We start from the raw sequence: 21,398 nt of genomic DNA on the forward strand, positions 1-21,398 counted from the left end.
TTCCTTTCGCGATAGATTAAAAGCGGTAGCCAACATTCAGGCTGTAAACAGTGGGATTGATCTCCACCGTGCCAACGTTGGCGCCATTGATTTTTGTGCGCGTATCTATACGCGCATAACGGATATCACCACCGAGCGTCCAATGCGCATCCAGGGCGATATCCACGCCTGCTTGCACCGCCGGACCCCAGGAGCTGCCCAGTGACAATTTGGCGCCGCTATCGAGTTTTTCATCCAAAAAACGCGTGTAGTTGATGCCTACACCGACAAATGGGCGGATGGTCGCTTCTGGCCGGAAGTGGTATTGCAGGCTGAGGATGGGCGGCAAATGTTTGGTGGAACCTGCCCGTTCACCATTGACGTTAATCTGGTGCTTGAAGGCGAGGCCGCCCAAGAGGTCGATGGCCCAGTTCGGTGTTAAGTAATAGCCGATATTAAAAGTCGGGCCGGTTTGGCTATCCACCGTCACCGCAGCGGTATCTTGGATAATCCGGCCATTGTGGGATTGAGGGTCAATCAATGAAATCCCGGCACGTAATTGCCATGGCGATAAGTCTGTGTCGGCGTGCACAGTCTCTGCATGGATTGGGGAAGCCATGACCGATAAGGCCAGACCGACGACGATCAAAGGCGGATAAGAGGGATAGAATGAAAATGCATGTTTCAAGGTAAAACTCCTTCTGGTTTTCAAGTAGGCGACATGCAGGTACTGAACCACTCGTACGTCAAGAAGGTGACCTGGCTTAACGATTCTTTGCAGAAAGCGTGCCAATGGAAAGAGTTATTTAAAAACAATGCGTTATGAAAATATTGAGGTAGATAGGCATGCTTTTTGAAAAGCAGCTTGCTGTCAGCATGCCCTGACAACGGCAGGAGTTAGGCGGCTTGAAAAGATGCGAAAGCGTGAAACAGGTGCGACCGGGCTGGCAACACCTTAAAGAACGGGGAGGGAATGAAAGGAGCTATTAACCAGGTAAATCGGGCAATAAATGCCCCAGTTTTTGGAACTTGGTTTGCAAGTATTTGAGGTTTTCTGTGGTTGGCGTCGTGAGCAAGGGGACTTGCTGATCCACGCTGATCCCCAGCGACTGCAAGGCCGTGCGTTTTTCCTGGTTATTGGAAAGCAACTGGATAGTATTGATCTTAAAATAGTGCAGCATGTCTGCGGCTGCTTCGTAGGTACGCGCATCGACTGGCAGGCCTAAGGCCAGATTAGCCTCTACGGTATCCATGCCTGTGTCTTGCAGGGCATAGGCGCGCATTTTGTTATTGAGGCCAATGCCACGGCCTTCGTGGTTTTTTAAATACAGGACCAAGCCCAGGCCGGTTTGCTGGATCAGGCGTTGCGCATGGTGCAACTGTTCGCCGCAATCACAACGGGTAGAGCCAAACACATCGCCGGTTAAACATTCCGAATGCACCCTGACCAAAGGCGACTGTGCGCCTTGTACCTTGCCGCACGCCAGCGCGATGTGTTCGATGCCATTGCGGCGGTCAGTAAATACGTGGATATCAAACTCGCCAAACTGGGTTGGTAAGCGGGCGGTGGAACTGTGAGATAAAAATTGCATGGGGTCGGGCGTTGGGATGAATGCCAATTTAATATTGTAGCTGCAACAGGCTTTTTAAAGGGCAGGTTTTGAAATAATCCCTAGGGGATTGTGTGAGCACCTTGCAAATGCCCAATTTAAGCTTGGTTTAAGATGAATGCTGTTACACTTTTGGGCATTGTCACTGTTTCAGGAGTTAAACACGCATGGTTTGGATGCAACGCCGCGCATGGAGGATACTGCTCGTGCTCATGATCGTGCTCTGTGCATTATCTGTGTTGCCACAGGCGGATTCGGGTGAAAGCCCTGCCAACGCGAACCGTTTGTCTAGCAAAGGTGAAATCCTCAGCCTGGAAAAAATCTCGCAAAAAGCCAGGTCTTACAAGGCGGGGGAAATTCTCGAGGTTGAACTGGAGAAGAAACACGGCCGCTATGTGTATGAGATTGATATCCTGGATGCGGGTAGCCAGGTGTGGGAGCTGAAGCTGGACGCCAAAACTGGGCAGTTGCTGAAAATGGAGCAGGACGACTGATGCGCTTGCTGCTGGTAGAAGATGATGCCTTACTCGGTGCGCAGACGCAGCAGGCGCTCAAGGCGGCAGGTTACGCCTGCGACTGGGTGCAAGAGGGCGTGGAAGCGGGCATTCAAGGCGAATTGGAACCTTACGACCTGGTGATTCTGGATTTGGGCCTGCCAGGTCGGCCTGGGCTGGAGGTCTTGGCCGAATGGCGGAATAAAAACCTGGGCATGCCAGTGATCGTACTGACCGCCCGCAGCAGCTGGCAGGAGAAGGTGGAGGCGTTTAACCTGGGCGCAGATGACTATGTGACCAAGCCTTTTCATATGGAGGAGTTGCTGGCGCGCATGAGTGCCGTCCATAAACGCACGGTTGGGGTTGTCACTGGCGGCCTGGTGGTGGACGATTTAAAACTCGATGAGCACACCCAAACCGTTTGGCAGGGGGAGACTGCGCATGTGTTAACCGGTACCGAGTTCAGGCTGTTGCGGTACCTGATGCTGCAACCGGGCCGGATTTTTTCCAAAAGCGAGCTGACCGAACATGTGTATGCCTATGATGCCGATAAGGACAGCAATGTGATTGAGGTGTATGTGAACCGCCTGCGGCAGAAAATAGGCGCCGATAAAATCCAGACCAAACGTGGCCAGGGCTATGTGCTGGTGAGTACAAAGGCATGAAGTCACTGCGCAAGCAATTGTCACTGGGCTTGACGCTCAGCCTGGTCGGGCTGCTGACGCTGCAATGGGCGGTGGTGACGTTTACCATAGACCACCTGATTCAGTCACAGATGACGGCGCGCATGCAACAGGAGGCGGAGGGCATACTCGCTGGCGTGACGGTGAACGCGCGCGGGCAATTGACGTTGGCACCGCATGTGATGACGGCTGGATACCAGCGTCCTTTTTCCGGGCGTTATTTTATTGTCATGCTGGATCAATCCCGCACTCAATCACGCTCATGGTGGGATGTCGAGTTGCCAGTCAGTGCACTCAAGGTGGGTGAGGAGCAGGTCACCCATGTGACCGGTCCTGAATCCCAGCCCTTATTGTTATTAGGGCATGCTTACCGCAAACAGCAGCGCACCATCACGATTTATATCGCCGAAAGCCTGGTGGAGTTGCAGCAAAGCTTACGCATGTTTCATTGGCTGTATGGGGTGCTTTCTTTGCTCGGATTATTGGCACTGCTGGCCTTGCAGCGCTGGATTGTAGTCAATACGCTCAATCCCTTACAGCAGATCAAGGAGAACTTGGCCAAAGTGGCCAGCGGCGAGTTACAGCAGCTTAATGCCAGCGGCCCGGCCGAAGTCATGCCGCTCATCAATGAGTTTAACCGTATCCTCAAAAGTGCCAGCCAGAAAACCCGGCGTTCGCGGCTGGCTATAGGCAATCTGGCCCACGGGCTCAAAACCCGCCTTGCCCAGCTGCAATTATTGTCTGGGGAGGCCACAGCAGAAAGTGATGTCCAGTTACGGCAAATGATACAAAGCTGCACGGACGACATTCACCAGGATGTGGAGCGCGAATTAAAACGTGCCCGCTTGATGGGCGACGCGGTTACCAGTCAGGCGACGGATCTGGAAACTGAGCTGCCCAAGCTGGTGGCCACCCTGCAAAAAATCTACAGTGAAAAGACGGTGGCTTTTGCCTGGCAGCACGAGGGGCAGGCGCGGGTGATGATAGACCGTGAGGATATGCTGGAGTTACTGGGCAATGTGCTGGATAACGCATTTAAGTGGTGTCGCAGCCAGGTCCAATTAAACATCGCCGTGCATGCGTCTGTGCAGATTGTGGTTGAAGATGATGGGCCGGGTAGCCAGGCCACAGAGTTGACCAGTTTGTTGCAGCGTGGCATGCGTATGGATGAATCCAAGCCGGGGAGCGGCCTGGGCCTGGCGATCGTGCAGGATATTGCGCAGCATTACCAGGGCAGTATTGTGTTGGATCATTCGGCTCGGCTCGGTGGACTGCGGGTGACATTAACGCTCAGGCCTGGTGTGCAGGCCTGAGCGACGACACCTGGTGACTATCACAGGTGTGATGCAGGCTGGTCTTTAAAACCAGTCACGGTTGACGCTATTCACTTTGCCTGTCTTGGCATCCAGCATGACTTCCCACTCTTTGCCATTGGCATCGACGATTTCTACTTCGTAGTCCCAGCCGTCCCTGAATTTCCGGCGTTCCAGCTCTATCTCTTTCACTACCCCCGGCTTGGCTGCCAGGGCTTTGGTTTGCGCGTCCTGCTGGGAAATCAGGCCAAATGTTTTTACCATCTGTTCCATTTTCTGCATATCGTCATCATCATCGTCGTCGTCCGCCCAGGCGTGTTGTGACACGGTGCCAGCCAGCAGCAGGCTCATCCACAAGTAAGGCATCATTTTTTTCATCTTGGTCTCCATGATTCACAATGAACCATCAAGATACCTGCGCAGCCTTAACTCAAGCTGAAAAGCCTTTTATCCGAGCAGTATTTTTAAATTCATATTTTTTTAATATTTGCAAGGCTGTTGTAAGGGAATGTGTGCAGAATGACACTTACAGAATCCGTTAAGCCTCATTTGTTAAGCAAGACGGCCCTCGTAACCACTTAAAGACAGGAGTTTCAAATGAATATTTCTAAATCATTGGTTGTTGTGGGTATGGCATTATTCACTGTTGCAGGAACTGCATTGGCGGATGAGAGCATCCCTGTTCAGCAACAAAACTTTAGTAAACGCCCATTAACAGTAAATGCGACTGCTGAAAAATCAGAACAGGCTTGGGAAGGTACCAGCTTGAAGGTAACTGATCCGGCACAAAGCGTTGCACAACATCAGCGTCAATTGTTAAATCTGCGCTTTGCCAGCAAACGCGCTTATCAATAAGGGTGCTTACTGATAGCCCGGCAATTGCAAATCAGGTTGATGTTGCTTGAGCTGGGTAAATAACCAGCGCGTTTCCAGCAGTATCCAGACGCGCAACATGGCCTCCATGGGGTCAAAAGGTTTGGTTAAAAAATCTTTTGCCCCCAGGGCCAGCGCCCGCCGACGGGTGGCAATCGTTGCATCCGCAGTCAGTACCAAGACGGGTAAGTATTCGTGTTGACCAACATGGTGCGACAGTTGATCAAGCACCGCAAATCCATCCAGAACTGGCATCATCAGGTCCAGCAAAATCAGATCAGGTTGAAATGCATTAACCAGATCCATGGTTTTGGTGGGGTCAGTGGTGCTGATCACCTGCTCAAATCCCTCTTTGGTCAACAGCTCTTCCAACAGGCGCAAATTGGCTTCCGCGTCATCGACAATCAGAATTTTGGATGCGCGCAGTTGTTCTAGGTTCATGTGGCTACCTCGGGTAATAATTTGAGCAATAACTGGTTGAAGCTAGCCACATTCAATGGCTTGGTAAAGTAATGGGTCACCCCTAACTGCGCCAGGCGTTCCCTGGTTTCTGGCAGAGCATCTGCACTCAAAACGACAATAGGCATAGCTTGCAAAGACGGACGTTCGGTCTGGATGTGTTGAATCAGGCTTTCACCGGAACCATCTGGCAAGTTGAGGTCCAGCAACAATAAATCCGGCTGCATATCTCTTAACCAGACCAAACTTTCTTGCAAGTTGGCGGCCAGATGTAGCTTCAGGTGACGGTGTTTACTCATAATTGCTTCAATCAACGCCTGATTACTGGGGTTGTCTTCCACATACAGTACATGGCGTTTTCCAGGAGCGGGGTTCGTCACAGGCAGCACATGCATGCCCGTCTGTGGTGTCGATGATCGTGGCTGGGGGATAACTTCAGCATTGGACTGTGCGGGCAGGCTGATCCAAAACAGGCTTTTATCCTCAGCCACGCCAATGTGCCCGCCCATGGCATCGATCAATTGTTTGCTGAGCACCAACCCCAAGCCTGTGCCTTCGGTGACCGTCCGTTCGGCGCCTAAACGGTCAAACGGCGTAAACAACCGGGAACGCATGACCAGCGGAATGCCTTTGCCCGCATCCTCGACTTCGACCCGTACCTGACCCTGTTGATGATAAGCCCGGAGTTGGACCACACTGTTTTCCGGGCCGTATTTCAACGCATTAGACAACAGGTTGAGCACCACTTGCAGCAAGCGCTGACGGTCTGCCTGCACGCTGAGGCTGGCTTCAAATGCCGTCTGGATCGTGATGTCGCGGACTTTTTCTAATGGCTTCAGATAGTGATAGGCCTCTTCCAGCAGCCCATTGACTGACACAGGCTCCAGGGCCATCTCAATGTCACCGCTTTCAATCCGCGAGATGTCGAGTACCTCGTTAATCAGCTTTAATAGATGCTGGCCTGCATTATGGATCAAGGTGGCGCTGTCTTTCTGCCGGCCTTCCGGTAAGTCATTTTCCAGGATTTGCGCAAAGCCTAAAATGGCATTGAGCGGGGTACGCAACTCATGACTGGTACGCGATAAAAAATTACTTTTTGCCGCACTGGCTTCTTCGGCTTCCACCCTTGCCAGATGCGCTTCTTGGGCACTTTGCGTCAACAATTGCGAGGCATGCTCCAGCTCACTGGTGAGTTCGCCCAGCTCATCCCGGCTGATCGTAGGTAAGGCCAACGGCTCGCCTTTCACTAGATGGGTTGCACTATCGCGGATGGTCCTGACCCGGGCAACGATAGTCTGGCTAAAGAGCCAAACGCCAATCAATGAGCCCGCCACCCCGGCGATGACCGCCATCAGCGTAATGCGCAAATTACGCTTGCGCTCAAAAATTACTTCTTTCTTGTCTTGTTCGACAATGGCGGATTCGCGGGCACCCATCTGGCTTAAATGGCTGCGTAACTGGTTTAAGGCATTGCCTTGCGAAGAGAATTTTGCAATCAGGGCCTCATCGGCTTCCTGCGCCCGGTGGCTGGCCATGACGGCGAGGTCATCCAGGTTTTGCGCCACGAGTGGGTGTATCACTTCGAGCAGATGATGTTGCGAAGCATCATCAAGGTTGTGTTCAAGCGATTGCAGTAAATGCGGCATGCTTTGTTTGGCGCTTTCATAGCCAGCCAGGAACTGGCGGTTGCCCGTCAGTAAAAAGTCACGCACGCCGGTAGAGGCTTCCAGTAACAAGGTTTGCAAGGTCTGGATATCCTGCTGGATTTGCAAGGCGTTCTGTACCCGTCTTTCAAGCAGGGCCGCCTGTTGTTCACTCTCGAAAATGAGCGCTAAAGATGCCAGTAGCACGGTGAGTGGCAAGGCATTGAGCACAATGCCTTTGGTCGTCAGCGATAAATCCTGCCAAAGCCGGTTCATCCGACTGCTGAATTGCTGTAAGCCTGTCACCATCCACTGCATGTTTATAACCCGTCGCTGCTAAAACCGGCTTCAACGGCTTTTACTGCCGCCTGTGTGCGGTCCCGCAACTGTAGTTTGCTCAAAATGCGCTCGACATGAATCTTGATTGTGCCCGGTGAAATGCCCAGCTTTTGCGCCAGGATGGCATTGCTGGCCCCCGAGGGGAGCAAGGCAAAGACCTCACGTTCGCGGGGGGTTAACTTTTGCAGCACGCTGTCATCGACCGTACTGGCAGTGTGGGTGGATTGTTGCAAGGCAAATCCAATCAGCCCGCACAGGCTATGTAATAGTTGCAGGTTAGCCTGGCTGAGTGGATTGCTGGTCATGAGCGCCAGCAATCCCACCGCACGTTGCTGGCAGGCAATTGGCAGGTGGTAGCAATGCAGGGCGGTTGCCGACCCCGCTGGCGCCTGCAGTGTCCACAGGCTGGCGACATATTGGTTATGCACTTCAAAGCTGAGTGGTTCCTTGAGCCATAGTGCCAGCGCACCCAACATGGGGATGCGTGCGCCCACTGGATAGGTATTGCCTCTTTGCGCAAGGATTTTGAGCGCCCCGGCATGTTGCTGGCTGATGAGGGCATGCTGCGCGCCAAATTGCCCGCTGAGCTCATCCAGTACCCACTGCAGCAGGCTGTCGGACCAGCCCTCATTGAAGAGCCGCTGTCCCAGTTTTTCAAACAGGCGTTCATGCGCGATTTGTACCTGATTTTGTTTAAGCTCATTGCGCAGTGCAAACGCACTTTCTGCAACAGGTGCATTGGCTGGCAAGGAAGAAGGGTTATCGTTCGGCATATGCCATTTAGTATATACCGAACTCCGTATATCGGTTGATTTTTAATGGACAAGCGCCTGGCACAATGCAACATATGGTGAATAGATCACGTGTGACATGGCAGGTTGGCCTAATTGTACGCAAAGCTGTTTACATTCGAGTAATCAGTCAATGAAAAGGAGCAAACAATGAAAAAATTATGGTTGGCAGTCATCACTGCATTTGGTTTAATGGGTTCAGTCTATGCGGCTGATCTGGATCAGCAAGCTACGGTTCATCAGATGCAACATCACAACTTTTTGAGTAAACGGCCGTATGCAAAGGCACCAGTAGCCAAGCAGGTGGCTGATGAAAAATGGGTGGGGGCAGGCCTGGTGACTGATCAGCCTGAGAAGGGTTTTGACAAACACCAGCAAATGCAAATGCAAATGCACTTTATCAGCAAGCGTCCTTATATCGCGCCCATGCCCGACTAGCTTCAAGCGCTGATCAGGTCTGACTCGTTGATGCCGAGTTGCACACTGGTAAAGAATGCACCCCGCGCTGAGGCGTGGCTTGCATTGGACATGCATAATGATAAAAACAAGTAAATTAAAGGACTGATACACCATGTCAAGCGATACGCAACGATCACAGCCCTGGGCATTGTTAGCACATTTGAACCGCGACCTGCCTGCTTCCATAGTTGTCTTTTTTGTTGCCTTGCCCTTGTGCCTGGGCATTGCACTGGCTTCTGGCGCACCGTTATTTTCCGGCGTGATTGCCGGTATTATTGGCGGCATCGTGGTTGGCCTTGCCAGCGGTTCACAACTGGGGGTGAGTGGACCCGCGGCGGGCCTGGCAGTGATTGTGCTGGCGGCGATCAGCAATCTTGGCTCTTATGAGGCGTTTCTGGCTGCAGTCGTCCTCGCTGGGGTGTTCCAATATTTACTCGGTCAGTTTAAAGCCGGGTTTATCGCTTATTTTGTGCCGTCGTCGGTGATTAAAGGGATGCTGACCGGCATAGGGTTGTTGATCATTCTCAAGCAGATTCCACATGCCTTTGGCTACGATGCTGACTTTGAAGGCGATGAAGCCTTTGAAGAGGCGGGCGGTCACAATACGTTTAGCGATATTTTGCAGGCCTGGGATTTTTTGACGCCGGGCGCCATGGTGATTGCTGCAGTGTCTTTTGCCATCCTGATTTTTTGGGATGTTTATTTGAGTAAAAAGCACCGTGTGTTTCAAGTGTTGCAGGGGCCGATTGTCGTAGTATTGACGGGGATTGCACTGAACTGGGCTTTTATGCAGCAGTGGCTGGATTTCAAACTGGCCGCAGACCAGATCGTGAGTCTACCGGTTGCTAACAGCCTGGGCGATTTCGCCAGTTTTTTTACCCATCCGGATTTTAGCCAGATGGCTCAGCCATTGGTGATCAAGACGGCACTGGTCATGGCGATTGTCGCCAGCCTGGAAACCCTGCTGTGTGTGGAGGCAACGGATAAACTGGACCCGCATAAACGTGTGACACCGACTAATCGGGAGCTTAAAGCACAAGGGCTAGGCAATATCGTGTCCGGCCTGATTGGCGGCTTGCCGATTACCCAGGTGATTGTGCGTAGCAGTGCTAATATCACGTTTGGTGCGCATACCAAAGCTTCTGCGGTCCTGCATGGGTTTTGGTTACTGTTAAGTGCCCTCACCATTGCCTGCCTGTTAAACATGATACCGCTGGCCAGCCTGGCAACCATCCTGATTATGGTGGGCTATAAGCTGGCTAAACCCAGCTTGTTCAAGCAGATGTATGGGTTGGGCTGGGAGCAATTTGTGCCATTTGTGGTGACCATCGCCGCGATTGTGTTTACCGATTTACTGACAGGGATTGGTCTTGGTCTGCTAGTGGCCATTTTCTTTACCTTGCATCATAGCTACCGGAATTCGCATTACATCAAGCAAACGCGCTCGAACGAAGAGGGCCGCGAAGTGTATCATCTCGTTTTGGCCGAAGAAGTGTCGTTTTTTAATAAAGCGAGCATCCTCGAAGTCCTGGCGTCCATCCCGCGTGACAGCAAGGTGGTCATTGATTGCACCAATAGCAAATCAATCGCCTATGATGTGGTGGAGTGTATCCAAGACTACCAACAACAGGCCAAACTGAAAAATATTGCGGTTGAAACCATCCGGTTTAACCCACCCAAATATATGCTCGGCCATTAGTGCCTGGCTAAATAACAAAAACTGATTATTAAGGATAGATTGATATGTACAAACATCCCTTGCTCGACCGTGACAAAATGACCGCGCGTGAGGCGCTGGAGATTCTGGTTGAAGGCAATCACCGCTTTACCAGTGATTTAGAGCAGGACAAAGACTTTAAAAGCCTGATTCAAATTACCAAGGACAAGCAACACCCGTTTGCCTCATTCCTTAGTTGCAGTGATTCCCGTGCGCCTGTGGAGTTGCTGTTTGACCAGGCCTTGGGTGATGTCTTCAGCGTGCGGCTGGCTGGGAATATTGCTTCCGATAAAGCGATTGGCAGTCTGGAATTTGCCAGTAAATACCTGGGCAGCAAACTGATTGTGGTGATGGGGCATACCTCTTGTGGGGCTGTCAAAGCTGCCTGTGATGATTTTAAAGATGGACATATCGGCGAGATTATTAATTTGATCAAACCGTCTATCCGCCACGAAAAAACAGTCTCCGATCCGGCGCAGCGCAACTCCAAGAATGGCGACTTTGTAGAAAAGATTTGCGCACTCAATGTGAAATATCAAATCGATACCATCATCCGCTGCAGTGACATTGTCGATGATATGCTGCAAAGCAAGCAGATTGGTATTGTCGGCGCGGTTTACGATATCTCGAATGGTAAAGTGGATTTTCTGGAAGAGACGTTTATTGGCTAATCGCCCGAGCGTAGCCATAAAAAAGCCGATGCTTGCATCGGCTTTTTTGTAGACATCAATCCAATGGATTGATTAATTAATTAATGATGGCCTTCTTTGGCCAGGTTGATACTGTATTTGGGAATCTCAACCGTGACATCCTGTTCCTGCAACACTGCCTGGCAAGACAAACGGGAGTGCGGTTGCAGGCCCCAGGCACGGTCCAGCATGTCTTCTTCATCTTCTTCGATCTCGTTCAGGCTATTAAAGCCTTCGCGCACAATCACATGGCAGGTGGTGCAGGCACAGACGCCGCCACAGGCATTATCAATATCAATATCGTGCTTTAACAACGCGTCACAAATCGAGGTCCCTGGGGCTGCCTCAATTACGGTGCCCTCCGGGCAAAGTTCAGCATGGGGAAGAATAGTAATTTTAGGCATATCAGAGTTCCAGTGAATCCAGGTTTTTTCCGGCCAGTGCTTTTTGAACAGAAGCATCCATACGGCGCGCCGCAAATGTTTCGGTGGCATGATTGAGGGCTTCGGTCGCCTGTTTGATGGCCTGGCTATCGTGTTGCTCACACAAGGCACGTAACGCCTTGATGGCTTCTTCTATCTGCGCGCGCTCCGCCGCATCGAGCAAGGTCGCACCGCTTTCTACCAGCGCGGCTTCAATCGCTTCAATCAGGCGTTGGGCATCCACAATCGCTTCGCGTAACATGCGCGCCTGTTTATCCGATTCTGCCGCACCAAATGACGCTTTGAGCATGCTGGTGATTTGTTCTTCGTTGAGGCCGTAAGAAGGCTTGACGGTGACATTGGACTCGACGCCACTGGTCTGTTCGCGCGCAGAGACCGAGAGCAGGCCATCGGCATCAATCTGGAAAGTGACGCGGATACGGGCAGCCCCAGCTGCCATAGGTGGAATGCCCCGCAGTTCAAAGCGAGCCAGTGAGCGGCAGTCGCTAACCAGCTCGCGCTCGCCCTGCACAACATGAATCGCCATCGCCGTTTGGCCGTCTTTGTAGGTGGTGAAATCCTGGGCGCGTGCAATCGGCAAGGTCGAGTTGCGTGGAATGACTTTTTCAACCAGCCCGCCCATGGTTTCCAGTCCCAAAGAGAGCGGCGTTACATCCAACAGCAATAAGTCATCGCCACTGCGGTTGCCTGCGAGGATATTGGCCTGAATGGCAGCCCCCAGGGCCACGACTTTGTCCGGGTCCAGATTGGTGAGCGGCTCTTGCTGAAAAAAGCCTTGTACAGCATGGCGGATATGCGGCATGCGGGTTGCCCCACCCACCAGGACGACGCCTTTGATCTCATCGATGGCCAGCCCTGCATCGCGCATGGCTTTGCGGGTTGGGCTCAGGGTTTTATTCACCAGATGTTCGGTCAGGGCGACAAACTGGCTCACACTCAAGGTTTCATCTACCAGGGCGCCATTGCTGAGCTTGCAGACAATATTGGCTTCATGATTATCGGTCAGCCATTCTTTGGCCTGACGCGCCTTGGTCAGTAGCAAACGGGTGTCTTCTTCGGTGAGCGGCTTGAAGTCAGCCGTTTTACTGCGCACCTGGTCTAGCACCCAGCAATAAATGCGGTGGTCAAAATCATCCCCACCCAGCGCAGAGTCACCGTTGGTCGCCAGGACCTCAAACACGCCCTTGCTCAAGCGCAGGATAGAAATATCAAAGGTGCCGCCGCCAAGGTCATAAATCACATAAACGCCTTCGGCGGCGTTATCTAGGCCATAGGCGACAGCCGCTGCAGTGGGTTCATTGAGTAAGCGCAGCACATGCAGGCCTGCCAGCCGGGCGGCATCTTTGGTTGCCTGGCGTTGCGCATCGTCAAAATAGGCGGGCACGGTAATGACTGCCCCCGTAAGTTCGCCGCCCAACGCTTTTTCTGCGCGCACTTTCAGTGTCTTTAAAATTTCGGCAGAAATTTCGATCGGACTTTTGAGCCCAGCACGGGTTTTGAGCTCCAATACACCCTGTGAACTGTCGTTTTCAACAAAATGGTAAGGAATATGTGCACGGTCAGTGATGTCATGCAAAGCACGGCCCATAAAGCGCTTAACCGAAACAATGGTGTTCACCGGATCCTGGCTTTGCGCTGCTTGCGCTTCATGGCCGACGATGACGGCTGCTTCATCCAGGTAACGGACGACAGACGGTAACAAGGCATGCCCGTGCTCGTCATGCAGGACAGTACTCATGCCGCTACGGACGGTGGCCACCAGTGAGTTGGTGGTGCCAAGGTCTATGCCCACTGCCAGTTTATGCTGGTGAGGGGCGGGCGAAAAACCTGGTTCAGAAATCTGTAATAGGGCCATGAAACTCTAATCTTCCAACTGGGCGATGATCTGGTCGATATCCTCAGTCACTTTGTCAATAAAACGCATTTTCCGTACGGTCAGTGCCGCCGCTTGCGGGACATCAGTAAGCTCGGTTTTCACTTGTTGCTGCAAAGCTTTGGCCGCCTGACGCATGTCTGATAGCAAGCGTTCCAATGCCGGAATATCTTTGCCAAACTTGGCTTCTTCCATCGCCTCGCGCCATTCCATTTGCGTCATCAGAAAATCTGCAGGCATGGCGGTATTTTGCTCTTCATCGGTGGCGATGCCCTGCAATTGCAGCAGGTAACGGGCGCGAGCTGTCGGCTGTTTCAGGGTTTGGTAGGCCTCATTGGCCAAGGTGGCCATCTGCATGGATTGCATGCGCTCGGCCGGGGAGGCATTCACAAATTTGTCGGGATGCACTTCGGCTTGCAGTTTGCGGTAATTTGCATCTAGCGTGGCCTGGTCAATCTCAAATTGAACTGGCAGTTGAAACAGCGAGAAATGGTTTTGCATATAGGGGTTTTACCGCAGAAAACCTGCGTCATCTGCGGCAACAATTAAACGGTAAAAGATTCACCACAACCGCATTCGTCTTTGACATTCGGGTTGTTAAACTTAAAGCCCTCATTCAGCCCCTCTTTGGCAAAATCCAGTTCCGTGCCATCAATGTAAACCAGGCTTTTCGGGTCGACGATCACTTTAATGCCGTGACTCTCAAACGTCATGTCTTCAGGCTGTAAATCATCCACAAACTCCAGCGTATAGGCCATGCCTGAACAGCCGGTGGTTTTCACCCCCAGGCGCAAGCCTATGCCTTTGCCACGGTTTGCCAGAAACTTTTCAACACGTTGGGCGGCGGCTTCTGTCAGGGTAATGGCCATATTATGCGCCTTGCTTGGATTTTAAATCGGCAATCGCAGATTTGATGGCATCTTCTGCCAGCACCGAGCAGTGAATTTTTACCGGTGGCAAAGCCAGCTCTTCGGCAATCGCAGAGTTCTTGATCTCTTGTGCCTGGTCCAAGGTTTTACCCTTGAGCCATTCAGTCACCAATGAGCTGGAAGCAATCGCAGAACCACAGCCATAGGTTTTGAATTTGGCATCTTCAATCACGCCAGACTCATTGACCTTGATCTGTAGTTTCATCACGTCACCACACGCCGGCGCGCCGACCATACCGGTGCCCACGTTCGGGTCATTTTTGTCCAGAGAACCCACATTACGTGGATTTTCGTAGTGGTCTAATACTTTATCTGAGTAAGCCATGCTCTTGCTCCTATCAATTAAATCGCGGTAATCAGGCTGATTTTCGCGTTTTAATTATTAAAAATATTTCTTTAATGAATAAAAATTGCAGATTTCATTGTCTGGCAAGGCGGAGGCATGCGCCGTTTAGTTTAATCTAAACAAGCATGTCGACAACGCCGCCAGGCGATGAAAGATCAACTTTTAATGCTCTGCCCATTCAACTTTGGACAAATCAATCCCATCCTTGAACATCTCCCATAATGGGGACAGTTCACGCAATTTTCCAATCTTGCTCTTCAATAAGTCGATGGTGTAGTCGACATCGGCTTCCGTCGTGAAACGGCCGATGCTGAAACGGATGGAGCTGTGTGCCAACTCGTCAGAGCGGCCCAGGGCACGCAACACATAGCTTGGTTCCAGGCTGGCAGAGGTACAGGCCGAGCCAGAAGACACTGCAATATCCTTGATCGCCATGATCAACGATTCGCCTTCAACAAAGTTAAAGCTCACGTTGAGGTTATGTGGAACGCGATGATCCAGGTCGCCATTGACATAGGTCTCTTCAATTTGCAGCAAACCATTGAGTAAACGGTCACGCAACATGCGGATACGCTCGTTTTCGCTCGCCATTTCTTCACGTGCGATACGGAAAGCCTCGCCCATGCCTACGATTTGGTGGGTCGCCAAGGTGCCTGAACGCATGCCGCGCTCATGACCACCGCCGTGCATTTGTGCTTCGATACGGATACGTGGCTTACGGCGGACATACAGTGCGCCTATGCCTTTAGGACCATAGGTTTTGTGCGCAGAAAAGCTCATGAGGTCTACCGGCAATTTTTCCAGGTCAATCGCGACTTTGCCGGTCGCTTGTGCAGCGTCCACATGGAAGATCACGTTGTTGGCGCGGCATAGATTACCTAAGGACTCAATATCCTGGATCACGCCAATTTCGTTATTCACCAGCATGATAGACGCCAGCACGGTGTCTGGGCGGATTGCGGCCTTGAATTTTTCCAGTGAAATCAGGCCATCGGCTTCTGGTTGCAAGTAAGTAGCTTCGTAACCCTCGCGCTCCAGTTCACGCACGGTGTCCAGTACCGCTTTGTGCTCAGTGGCCGAGGTAATGATGTGTTTACCTTTGCTGGCCGCGTAAAAGTGCGCTGCACCTTTGATCGCCAGGTTGTTTGATTCGGTTGCACCTGAGGTCCAGACGATTTCGCGTGGATCGGCATTCACCAGCCTGGCCACTTCTTCACGCGCATTTTCCACGGCCTGTTCGGCTGTCCAGCCATAGGGATGGCTACGGGAAGCAGGGTTACCAAAGTCCTCAGTCAGATAGGGGATCATTTTTTGCGCAACGCGAGGATCCACAGGCGTGGTCGCTGAATAATCCAGGTAGATCGGCTTTCTTTCAGACATATTTCAATGCTCTTTCCATAAAATACTTATGCCGCAATGGCACTTAACCCTTTGAGGCGTTGCACTTCTTTTTGCAACGCGGCCAAAAATTCGCTGATTTCTTCGGCGGTATTACTGTCGCTCAAACTCACGCGTACCGCGCCACGCGCAAGGTCAGGTTCTATCCCCATGGCCAGCAAGACATGACTGGGCTCAGTACTGTCGCTTGAGCAAGCTGAACCGCTGGCGACGGCAAATCCGGCTTTATCCAGCGCGGTAACCAAGGTCTCACCCTCAATATTGGGGATGGCAAAAAAACTCGTATTGGGCAAGCGGGCGGTGTTTGCGCCAAAAATGACCGCCCCCAGCCGTTGTAAACCCGCTTCAAGCTGATCCCGTAAACCTTGAGTCGCCGCACTGCGGCTTTGCAAGGTTTGCATGGCAAGCTGGCAGGCGCGGGCAAAGCCTACAATACCGGCAACGTTCTCTGTGCCACTCCGCAAGCCTTTTTCCTGGCCGCCACCGTACAGCAATGGCGCGATATCTACCCGTTTATCCAGAATCAATGCGCCTACCCCAACTGGACCACCCACTTTATGGCTGGAAATCGTCATGGCATGGACGCCCAATTGTTGAAAATTGACCGGCACCTTGCCAAATGCCTGCACGGCATCGGTATGGATGAAGGCCCCACGGGCTTTTGCCAACGTTGCCAATTCAGCCACCGGTTGCAAAACGCCAGTTTCGTTATTCGCCAACATACAAGACACTAAACCGGTACGCGTATTCAAGGCGAGTTCCGCTTGGTGCAAATCCAGCGTGCCATCCGCAGTCACGGGTAGCACCTTCACTTGCCAATCATGCCAAGCCAGCGACTGTGCCGGTTTGGTGACACAGGGATGCTCAATAGCACTGATCAATAATTGCGAAGGATTCAGGTTTGCTGTTATCCCCTTGATTGCAAAGTTATTGGCTTCAGTGCCGCCAGAAGTAAATACCACTTGCGACGGTTGCACGCCCACACACTCTGCTATCTGTGCCCTGGCCAGTTCCATGGCATCACGCGCATTGCGGCCAAACACATGGCGGCTGGTCGGATTACCACTTGCTTGCCCCAGCCATGGCAGCATGGCATCCAGCACTTTCGGCTTCAGTGCGGTGGTGCTGTTGTGGTCAAAAAAAGCGGTGGTCATGGACTGATCCTGGATGCCTGGCCTTAAGCCGCAATGCTGGCTTCAGAGCCACATTTTCTCGGTGCAAAAATCACTGTTCCAGAAGATTTATTGCGTTGCATGTCTACCATGTCTGCCAAGGTGACCCCTGACAAATATTCCAGAATTTTGCTGTTTAGGGAGGCCCACAACTCATGGGTCATGCAGCGGCCTTCTTCGTGGCAATTCTCGTTGCCACCACATTGAGTGGCGTCGATCTGTTCATCCACCGCAGTAATAATGTCAGACACAGAAATCTCTTGATGCGCTTTAGCGATACGGTAACCGCCACCAGGACCACGCACGCTGGAAACCAGGCCTTGTTTGCGCAGGCGGCTGAATAACTGTTCAAGATAAGATAATGAAATGCTTTGGCGCTCACTGATCCCGGCCAGCGTCACAGGTTTATCCGCTTCATAGAGCGCGATATCCAACATGGCGGTAACGGCAAAACGACCTTTGGTAGTTAATCGCATCTTGAGATGACCTTTAAAAACAGTAGCAAATTATAAAATAACCTACTGTTTTAGTCAATTATTATGCGGTAAAAGTTCAGCGTATTTTGATTCACCGAAATCATCCGGCTGGGCGGCCTATAAGCTGGGCTGGTCGGGCTTGTCGTATTGCTTATTCCGGTTTTTTGGCAAAGGCTTCGCCCACGTTGCTGTCGTTTTCCAGATCGTTGAGGCGGGCTAATTGCGCTTTCAGGGCTTCAATATCCGCCTCTTGTTTATGCGCATGGTCCAGCAGGCTGTTAATCGCCTTGATCATGGGATCATTCTCATCATTGCCCACGGCATAGGCATTAAATCCCATTTTTTGTGCAGCATCTTGGCGTTGCTTGGCTTTTTCTTCCTCCAAGATGCGTGCCGGGATACCCACCGCAGTGGCGCCTTCCGGGACGTCCTTGACCACAACGGCATTGGAACCAATCTTGGCATTTTTGCCTATGGTGATCGGGCCTAACACTTTGGCACCAGCACCAATCACCACGCCAGACTCCAGGGTAGGGTGGCGTTTGCCCTTGTTCCAGCTTGTCCCGCCTAAAGTCACGCCATGATAAAGCGTGCAATCGTCACCAATAATGGCCGTTTCACCAATCACCACGCCCATGCCATGATCAATAAACACGCGGCGTCCTATGGTGGCTCCGGGGTGAATTTCAATCCCGGTAATCCAGCGTCCAAGATGGGAGAAAGCGCGACCTAGCCAGTACAACCGGTGGTGCCAAAGCCAATGGCTAAAGCGATGCAAAATCAGTGCATGGACACCAGGGTAGGTGGTCAGGATCTCGAAATGTGTCCGTGCGGCCGGGTCACGGTCAAACACAATCGAAATATCTTCTTTAAGATGTTTGAACATGCGCGCATTATGCCACAAGTCGTGGCTTAGGCTTGCCGGGTTGTTGGTTGAGATAGGTGGTTAGCCACAGAGGGCGAAGAGATCGCAGAGGAAACCCATGAAACACACGTTTTTGTTTTTCTTTGCCTTATGTGGGCGTTGTGGCTAAAAAAGTGAAAGCCGTTAAAATATCGGGCGTGTTAATCAGCCAATCGTGTTAAATGTCAGATCATTGCCAATCTTGTGGGGCCTGTTGTGCCAGTTATCGGGTGTCGTTTTACTGGGCAGAAACCGATGCGCATCCGCTGGGCACGGTGCCGGTCAGCATGACGCGCAAGGTCAACGAGACCTATGTCTGCATGCAGGGCACAGAGATCAAACCGGTCCGTTGTGTCGCCTTGCAAGGTGAGGTCGGGCAAGCCGTCGGTTGCAGCATTTATGCCTTGCGTTCCAGCACCTGCCGCGAGTTTGAGGCAGGCTCAACGGTCTGCAATGAGGCGCGGGCGAAGATCGGGTTGGCGGCGATTTGACGGCTTAAGGGGGAGAAATATTCACCGCCGATAAACGCAGATAGACGCCGATGAAAAAGCAATCGGCATTTTGCTTCGTTATCTGAACTCTGCTCGTCCTTTTGTGGTGAAAGCAGCGACTAAATACTTGCTGTGTTTAATACTTGCTGTGTTTTTTGGGATTGACCGTGAGCGTCAAAATTCCGCGCAACAGGTTGACCTCTTCTTTTTCGAGCCGGGTACGGCCATACAGACGGCGCAAGCGCTCAAACAGTTTTTTCGGTGCGCGTGGATTGATGTAGCCGATATGCTCAAGCACTTCGCGCATATGTTCATAAAAACGCTCCAGGTCTTCCTGCGTCGCCAGTTCCACCGGCTTTTCCTGATAATGCAGTTCACCGGTGGTCACCGCCATGCGGGTTTCATAACACATCACCTGCACCGCTTGTGCCAGGTTGAGCGAAGTATATTCCGGATTAGCCGGAATCGTAGCCAGCACATGGCAACGATCCGCCTCGGCATTACTGAGCCCGCTCATTTCGGTACCAAACACCAGGGCAACCTGACTATGGCTGGCGACGGTTTTAACTTCTTGCGCTGCTTCACGCACCGTCATCACCTGTTGCGACAGCGAGCGCTCCTTGCCACTGACGCCAATCACAAACTGGCAATCGGCAAGGGCTTCTTCCAGCGTTTCGGTAACGATGGCATGATCGAGCACGTCGCCTGCATTCACGGCCAGTGACTTGGCTTCGCCATCGGGAAAGTGCTTGGGACGCACCAGATAAAGCCGGTGCAAGCCCATGGTTTTCATGGCGCGTGCGGTCGAACCAATATTGCCAGGATGGCTGGTTTGGCAAAGTACCACGCGGATATTATTAAAAATGGGGGATTCTGCGGTAGAGGACATGCGTAAAGTTGGTCGTTGTGTTTGTGACACAGCGCTTAAAAAGCTAAAATAGCATTTTATCAGTGTAATCAAGAATCCCACAGCATGCATCCAACCCTGAATGTCGCCATCCGCGCCGCGCGTGAAGCTGGCAAAATCATTAACCGTGCCGCCATGGATATTGGCGCCCTCAAAATCGAGCAAAAAGACACGAACGACTTTGTCAGTGAAGTGGACCGTGGTGCCGAGCAAGCCATTATTGCCGTACTCAAGGACGCTTATCCTAACCATGGCTTTTATGGCGAAGAGAGCGGTAAATCTAACAGCGAGTCCGATAGCATCTGGATCATCGACCCCTTGGACGGAACGACTAACTTTTTGCATAGCTTCCCGGCCTACTGCATCTCAATTGCCTTGCAAGAAAAAGGCGTGCTGACGCAAGCTGTGATTTACGACCCGGTGCGTAACGACCTGTTTACCGCCACTAAAGGCAGTGGCGCGTTCCTCAATAACCGCCGTATCCGCGTCACCCAGCGCGCAAAACTGCACGAAGCCTTGCTGTCTACCGGCTTCCCATTCAAAGATTTCAGCTACCTTGAAACCTACATCAATATTTTCCGCGACATGGCCAAGAAAACCTCTGGCTTGCGCCGTCCTGGTTCAGCAGCACTCGACTTGGCTTACGTTGCAGCGGGTTATAGCGATGGTTTCTTCGAGATCAATCTCTCCCCATGGGATATTGCTGCAGGCGCCTTATTAGTGCAGGAGGCTGGTGGCATCGTCGGTGACTTTGAAGGCAACGAAAGCTGGTTGCGTACCGGTAATATTGTTGCGGCCAACCCGAAAGTATTTGGGCAGATGTTGCAGGTGATAGCGCCACATTTGACTGAGCGGATTAAAACACCCACATTGGGCATGTAGTTTCTGATTGGATAAATCACTAAACCCGGATAGAAATGTCCGGGTTTATTTTTTATATTAAATCAGTTAAAAACTCTCATTTTCTCGCGCAGTATTGATTACATTGAGTGTGATGCTTGATCAGTGAAATGTTTGTTTCGCCCCTAGGCGAGTTCCTTTTCTTTGCTTGCACAAAGATAAAGTAACCAAAAGAAAGTGCACCCCAGCTTCCGCTTCTATCCTGTGCTACTCGGCTTGCCGGGCGGCCATCGAAACTCGCCCTGACAAGCCACACAGAACGTGGCTTGTTGCGGAACTCGGACAGCCGATGGCCGAAGACTCCCGCCAAGCCTGCGTTGCACTCTTTTAATTAAAGCGTGCGGCAGATGGTGACCCCGAAAACCATGCGAGCGCAACGAGTATAGGATTAAACAAAAAAATTTTGAACGGTTCAAATTTCAACAGTGTGACTTTGGCGAGATAATCCCCATCCCATCACGCTGAGTAGCGGAAACAAAGTAAGAGAGAAGGGAGCGACTGTCTGAGCTC

At 51.8% G+C, this 21,398-nt stretch carries 25 protein-coding genes; 9 read left to right on the forward strand and 16 right to left on the reverse strand.

All coding sequences use genetic code 11. The annotated features are described in order from the left end of the window. Window positions 1-16: 16 nt before the first annotated feature. Both ACIDF8_RS07530 and ribA read right to left on the reverse strand, forming a co-directional pair. Window positions 17-667: an OmpW/AlkL family protein gene (locus ACIDF8_RS07530; RefSeq protein ID WP_412009999.1), complete on the reverse strand. Its 651-nt coding sequence runs from the start codon at window positions 665-667 to the stop codon at window positions 17-19. 298 nt (window positions 668-965) lie between these two features. Next, window positions 966-1,571 carry a GTP cyclohydrolase II gene (ribA, locus tag ACIDF8_RS07535; protein WP_412010000.1) on the reverse strand — a complete coding sequence of 202 codons (606 nt, stop codon included), beginning with the start codon at window positions 1,569-1,571 and terminating at the stop codon, window positions 966-968. A 185-nt stretch (window positions 1,572-1,756) separates the two neighbouring features. On the opposite strand from ribA, the gene ACIDF8_RS07540 reads away from it, so the two are divergent. From ACIDF8_RS07540 to ACIDF8_RS07550, 3 genes are read left to right on the forward strand one after another with little or no spacing between them, the layout of a single operon-like run. Then, on the forward strand, window positions 1,757-2,083 hold the full coding sequence (locus tag ACIDF8_RS07540) for a PepSY domain-containing protein (protein WP_412010001.1): 327 nt from the start codon (window positions 1,757-1,759) through the stop codon (window positions 2,081-2,083). Beyond that, complete coding sequence (locus ACIDF8_RS07545) at window positions 2,083-2,748, forward strand: response regulator transcription factor (RefSeq protein WP_412010002.1); 666 nt, start codon at window positions 2,083-2,085, stop codon at window positions 2,746-2,748. Before ACIDF8_RS07540 ends, ACIDF8_RS07545 begins: the two co-directional genes overlap by 1 nt. Further along, the gene (locus ACIDF8_RS07550; RefSeq protein WP_412010003.1) at window positions 2,745-4,079 is read left to right on the forward strand and encodes a sensor histidine kinase; all 1,335 of its coding nucleotides are present in this window, start codon (window positions 2,745-2,747) and stop codon (window positions 4,077-4,079) included. The genes ACIDF8_RS07545 and ACIDF8_RS07550 overlap by 4 nt, the downstream gene beginning before the upstream one ends. Before the next feature lie 45 nt (window positions 4,080-4,124). Here the strand turns inward: ACIDF8_RS07550 and ACIDF8_RS07555 are convergent, their stop codons facing one another. Then, entirely contained in the window at window positions 4,125-4,457 is a 333-nt protein-coding gene (locus ACIDF8_RS07555; protein WP_412010004.1) for a PepSY domain-containing protein, read from the reverse strand. Between the two features lie 219 nt (window positions 4,458-4,676). Here ACIDF8_RS07555 and ACIDF8_RS07560 point away from each other — a divergent pair, with 219 nt between their 5' ends. Further along, window positions 4,677-4,934, forward strand: a complete 258-nt coding sequence (locus ACIDF8_RS07560) for a hypothetical protein (protein ID WP_412010005.1) — start codon at window positions 4,677-4,679, stop codon at window positions 4,932-4,934. Window positions 4,935-4,940: 6 nt separating this feature from the next. Here the strand turns inward: ACIDF8_RS07560 and ACIDF8_RS07565 are convergent, their stop codons facing one another. From ACIDF8_RS07565 to ACIDF8_RS07575, 3 genes are read right to left on the reverse strand one after another with little or no spacing between them, the layout of a single operon-like run. Next, window positions 4,941-5,393 carry a response regulator gene (locus ACIDF8_RS07565; RefSeq protein WP_412010006.1) on the reverse strand — a complete coding sequence of 151 codons (453 nt, stop codon included), beginning with the start codon at window positions 5,391-5,393 and terminating at the stop codon, window positions 4,941-4,943. Beyond that, the gene (locus ACIDF8_RS07570) at window positions 5,390-7,372 is read right to left on the reverse strand and encodes an ATP-binding protein (protein ID WP_412010007.1); all 1,983 of its coding nucleotides are present in this window, start codon (window positions 7,370-7,372) and stop codon (window positions 5,390-5,392) included. The genes ACIDF8_RS07565 and ACIDF8_RS07570 overlap by 4 nt, the downstream gene beginning before the upstream one ends. A 2-nt stretch (window positions 7,373-7,374) precedes the next feature. Then, window positions 7,375-8,166, reverse strand: a complete 792-nt coding sequence (locus tag ACIDF8_RS07575) for a helix-turn-helix transcriptional regulator (RefSeq protein ID WP_412010008.1) — start codon at window positions 8,164-8,166, stop codon at window positions 7,375-7,377. Window positions 8,167-8,334: 168 nt separating this feature from the next. Here ACIDF8_RS07575 and ACIDF8_RS07580 point away from each other — a divergent pair, with 168 nt between their 5' ends. The 3 genes from ACIDF8_RS07580 to ACIDF8_RS07590 all read left to right on the forward strand — a co-directional run bounded on the left by ACIDF8_RS07580 (window position 8,335) and on the right by ACIDF8_RS07590 (window position 11,031). Next, window positions 8,335-8,622 carry a hypothetical protein gene (locus ACIDF8_RS07580; RefSeq protein WP_412010009.1) on the forward strand — a complete coding sequence of 96 codons (288 nt, stop codon included), beginning with the start codon at window positions 8,335-8,337 and terminating at the stop codon, window positions 8,620-8,622. Between the two features lie 133 nt (window positions 8,623-8,755). After that, window positions 8,756-10,342 (forward strand): SulP family inorganic anion transporter, encoded by a 1,587-nt coding sequence (locus ACIDF8_RS07585; RefSeq protein ID WP_412010010.1) that lies wholly within the window; start codon window positions 8,756-8,758, stop codon window positions 10,340-10,342. Between the two features lie 44 nt (window positions 10,343-10,386). Continuing rightward, window positions 10,387-11,031, forward strand: a complete 645-nt coding sequence (locus ACIDF8_RS07590) for a carbonic anhydrase (protein WP_412010011.1) — start codon at window positions 10,387-10,389, stop codon at window positions 11,029-11,031. Between the two features lie 80 nt (window positions 11,032-11,111). On the opposite strand, the gene fdx is transcribed toward ACIDF8_RS07590, so the two are convergent. From fdx to cysE, 9 genes are all read right to left on the reverse strand, one after another. Next, window positions 11,112-11,453 carry an ISC system 2Fe-2S type ferredoxin gene (gene fdx, locus ACIDF8_RS07595; RefSeq protein ID WP_412010012.1) on the reverse strand — a complete coding sequence of 114 codons (342 nt, stop codon included), beginning with the start codon at window positions 11,451-11,453 and terminating at the stop codon, window positions 11,112-11,114. Window position 11,454: 1 nt separating this feature from the next. Continuing rightward, entirely contained in the window at window positions 11,455-13,347 is a 1,893-nt protein-coding gene (gene hscA / locus ACIDF8_RS07600; RefSeq protein ID WP_412010013.1) for a Fe-S protein assembly chaperone HscA, read from the reverse strand. Between the two features lie 6 nt (window positions 13,348-13,353). Then, the gene (gene hscB, locus ACIDF8_RS07605; protein WP_412010014.1) at window positions 13,354-13,866 is read right to left on the reverse strand and encodes a Fe-S protein assembly co-chaperone HscB; all 513 of its coding nucleotides are present in this window, start codon (window positions 13,864-13,866) and stop codon (window positions 13,354-13,356) included. Window positions 13,867-13,910: 44 nt separating this feature from the next. Then, the gene (gene iscA / locus ACIDF8_RS07610; RefSeq protein ID WP_412010015.1) at window positions 13,911-14,234 is read right to left on the reverse strand and encodes an iron-sulfur cluster assembly protein IscA; all 324 of its coding nucleotides are present in this window, start codon (window positions 14,232-14,234) and stop codon (window positions 13,911-13,913) included. Window position 14,235: 1 nt separating this feature from the next. Continuing rightward, window positions 14,236-14,619, reverse strand: a complete 384-nt coding sequence (gene iscU / locus ACIDF8_RS07615; protein ID WP_412010016.1) for a Fe-S cluster assembly scaffold IscU — start codon at window positions 14,617-14,619, stop codon at window positions 14,236-14,238. A 183-nt stretch (window positions 14,620-14,802) separates the two neighbouring features. Then, window positions 14,803-16,020 carry an IscS subfamily cysteine desulfurase gene (locus ACIDF8_RS07620; protein WP_412010017.1) on the reverse strand — a complete coding sequence of 406 codons (1,218 nt, stop codon included), beginning with the start codon at window positions 16,018-16,020 and terminating at the stop codon, window positions 14,803-14,805. A gap of 26 nt (window positions 16,021-16,046) precedes the next feature. Beyond that, entirely contained in the window at window positions 16,047-17,192 is a 1,146-nt protein-coding gene (locus ACIDF8_RS07625; protein WP_412010018.1) for a cysteine desulfurase family protein, read from the reverse strand. Between the two features lie 23 nt (window positions 17,193-17,215). Further along, window positions 17,216-17,686, reverse strand: coding sequence for a Fe-S cluster assembly transcriptional regulator IscR (gene iscR, locus ACIDF8_RS07630; RefSeq protein ID WP_412010019.1), 471 nt, complete (start codon window positions 17,684-17,686; stop codon window positions 17,216-17,218). A gap of 151 nt (window positions 17,687-17,837) precedes the next feature. Beyond that, on the reverse strand, window positions 17,838-18,572 hold the full coding sequence (cysE, locus tag ACIDF8_RS07635) for a serine O-acetyltransferase (protein WP_412010020.1): 735 nt from the start codon (window positions 18,570-18,572) through the stop codon (window positions 17,838-17,840). 200 nt (window positions 18,573-18,772) lie between these two features. Here cysE and ACIDF8_RS07640 point away from each other — a divergent pair, with 200 nt between their 5' ends. Further along, complete coding sequence (locus ACIDF8_RS07640; RefSeq protein WP_412010021.1) at window positions 18,773-19,081, forward strand: YkgJ family cysteine cluster protein; 309 nt, start codon at window positions 18,773-18,775, stop codon at window positions 19,079-19,081. 136 nt (window positions 19,082-19,217) lie between these two features. Here the strand turns inward: ACIDF8_RS07640 and ACIDF8_RS07645 are convergent, their stop codons facing one another. Beyond that, the gene (locus ACIDF8_RS07645; RefSeq protein ID WP_412010022.1) at window positions 19,218-19,970 is read right to left on the reverse strand and encodes an RNA methyltransferase; all 753 of its coding nucleotides are present in this window, start codon (window positions 19,968-19,970) and stop codon (window positions 19,218-19,220) included. Window positions 19,971-20,054: 84 nt separating this feature from the next. On the opposite strand from ACIDF8_RS07645, the gene ACIDF8_RS07650 reads away from it, so the two are divergent. Continuing rightward, window positions 20,055-20,870, forward strand: coding sequence for an inositol monophosphatase family protein (locus tag ACIDF8_RS07650; protein ID WP_412010023.1), 816 nt, complete (start codon window positions 20,055-20,057; stop codon window positions 20,868-20,870). The last annotated feature ends 528 nt before the right edge of the window (window positions 20,871-21,398 follow it).

This window comes from Methylophilus sp. 3sh_L (assembly GCF_046766015.1).
In the GTDB taxonomy this organism is placed as follows: domain Bacteria; phylum Pseudomonadota; class Gammaproteobacteria; order Burkholderiales; family Methylophilaceae; genus Methylophilus.

Excerpts from the sequence above, each read along its gene's own strand:
- ribA (WP_412010000.1), bottom strand. The coding sequence starts at position 1,571 with ATGCAATTTTTATCTCACAGTTCCACCGCCCGCTTACCAACCCAGTTT.
- ACIDF8_RS07540 (WP_412010001.1), top strand. The coding sequence starts at position 1,757 with ATGGTTTGGATGCAACGCCGCGCATGGAGGATACTGCTCGTGCTCATG.
- ACIDF8_RS07545 (WP_412010002.1), top strand. The coding sequence starts at position 2,083 with ATGCGCTTGCTGCTGGTAGAAGATGATGCCTTACTCGGTGCGCAGACG.
- ACIDF8_RS07550 (WP_412010003.1), top strand. The coding sequence starts at position 2,745 with ATGAAGTCACTGCGCAAGCAATTGTCACTGGGCTTGACGCTCAGCCTG.
- ACIDF8_RS07555 (WP_412010004.1), bottom strand. The coding sequence starts at position 4,457 with ATGAAAAAAATGATGCCTTACTTGTGGATGAGCCTGCTGCTGGCTGGC.
- ACIDF8_RS07560 (WP_412010005.1), top strand. The coding sequence starts at position 4,677 with ATGAATATTTCTAAATCATTGGTTGTTGTGGGTATGGCATTATTCACT.
- ACIDF8_RS07565 (WP_412010006.1), bottom strand. The coding sequence starts at position 5,393 with ATGAACCTAGAACAACTGCGCGCATCCAAAATTCTGATTGTCGATGAC.
- ACIDF8_RS07570 (WP_412010007.1), bottom strand. The coding sequence starts at position 7,372 with ATGCAGTGGATGGTGACAGGCTTACAGCAATTCAGCAGTCGGATGAAC.
- ACIDF8_RS07575 (WP_412010008.1), bottom strand. The coding sequence starts at position 8,166 with ATGCCGAACGATAACCCTTCTTCCTTGCCAGCCAATGCACCTGTTGCA.
- ACIDF8_RS07580 (WP_412010009.1), top strand. The coding sequence starts at position 8,335 with ATGAAAAAATTATGGTTGGCAGTCATCACTGCATTTGGTTTAATGGGT.
- ACIDF8_RS07585 (WP_412010010.1), top strand. The coding sequence starts at position 8,756 with ATGTCAAGCGATACGCAACGATCACAGCCCTGGGCATTGTTAGCACAT.
- ACIDF8_RS07590 (WP_412010011.1), top strand. The coding sequence starts at position 10,387 with ATGTACAAACATCCCTTGCTCGACCGTGACAAAATGACCGCGCGTGAG.
- fdx (WP_412010012.1), bottom strand. The coding sequence starts at position 11,453 with ATGCCTAAAATTACTATTCTTCCCCATGCTGAACTTTGCCCGGAGGGC.
- hscA (WP_412010013.1), bottom strand. The coding sequence starts at position 13,347 with ATGGCCCTATTACAGATTTCTGAACCAGGTTTTTCGCCCGCCCCTCAC.
- hscB (WP_412010014.1), bottom strand. The coding sequence starts at position 13,866 with ATGCAAAACCATTTCTCGCTGTTTCAACTGCCAGTTCAATTTGAGATT.
- iscA (WP_412010015.1), bottom strand. The coding sequence starts at position 14,234 with ATGGCCATTACCCTGACAGAAGCCGCCGCCCAACGTGTTGAAAAGTTT.
- iscU (WP_412010016.1), bottom strand. The coding sequence starts at position 14,619 with ATGGCTTACTCAGATAAAGTATTAGACCACTACGAAAATCCACGTAAT.
- ACIDF8_RS07620 (WP_412010017.1), bottom strand. The coding sequence starts at position 16,020 with ATGTCTGAAAGAAAGCCGATCTACCTGGATTATTCAGCGACCACGCCT.
- ACIDF8_RS07625 (WP_412010018.1), bottom strand. The coding sequence starts at position 17,192 with ATGACCACCGCTTTTTTTGACCACAACAGCACCACCGCACTGAAGCCG.
- iscR (WP_412010019.1), bottom strand. The coding sequence starts at position 17,686 with ATGCGATTAACTACCAAAGGTCGTTTTGCCGTTACCGCCATGTTGGAT.
- cysE (WP_412010020.1), bottom strand. The coding sequence starts at position 18,572 with ATGTTCAAACATCTTAAAGAAGATATTTCGATTGTGTTTGACCGTGAC.
- ACIDF8_RS07640 (WP_412010021.1), top strand. The coding sequence starts at position 18,773 with ATGTCAGATCATTGCCAATCTTGTGGGGCCTGTTGTGCCAGTTATCGG.
- ACIDF8_RS07645 (WP_412010022.1), bottom strand. The coding sequence starts at position 19,970 with ATGTCCTCTACCGCAGAATCCCCCATTTTTAATAATATCCGCGTGGTA.
- ACIDF8_RS07650 (WP_412010023.1), top strand. The coding sequence starts at position 20,055 with ATGCATCCAACCCTGAATGTCGCCATCCGCGCCGCGCGTGAAGCTGGC.